The organism is Mycobacterium angelicum (assembly GCF_002086155.1).
Lineage (GTDB): Bacteria > Actinomycetota > Actinomycetes > Mycobacteriales > Mycobacteriaceae > Mycobacterium > Mycobacterium angelicum.
On the sequence record NZ_MVHE01000254.1, the window covers coordinates 1 to 537 of the forward strand.

Sequence of the window (537 nt, forward strand, 5' to 3'; positions counted from 1 at the left end):
GCCTCGCCGTCCAGCACCACGTGGTGATCGGCGAGATCCTCCGCCAATGCCCGCAATTGCGGATACTCGGCGGTGACATCGCGCCCGCTGCGGGACCGCAGCCGCACGGCGCCGTGGTCAGCCTCAACCAGCAACCGGTAGCCGTCCCACTTGCCTTCGAACGCCCACTGGCTGGCCTTTAGACCGGCCACCGTGCCGTGCGTGGCAAGCATTGGGGCCAGATTGTCGAACTCGAACACCTTCTGGTCTTTCTGATTCTTTAGGCGGTGCGCCAGCCACCGATCGCCGTTGGTCCGAATCAGCGCATAACGCCCAGAGATCCGGCCGCCGTGCAGATTCACGATGACCTCCCCCGTGTGCGGGTCATCGTGGAACTTCTCGGTGTCGTAAGTGCCGGAGTCCCAGATGATCACCTTGCCGGCGCCGTACTCCCCGCTGGGAATCGCGCCCTCGAACGTGGCGTATTCCAGCGGGTGGTCCTCGGTGTGTATCGCTAGATGGTTAACCGATGTGTTGTCGGGCAGGTTTTTCGGTACC

General features: G+C 63.3%; 1 protein-coding gene. It reads right to left on the reverse strand.

Annotated features, from left to right (window positions below; genetic code table 11):
- On the reverse strand, positions 1 to 537 hold a 537-nt coding region (locus tag BST12_RS29265), incomplete at both ends, for a DNA polymerase ligase N-terminal domain-containing protein (RefSeq protein ID WP_281254849.1).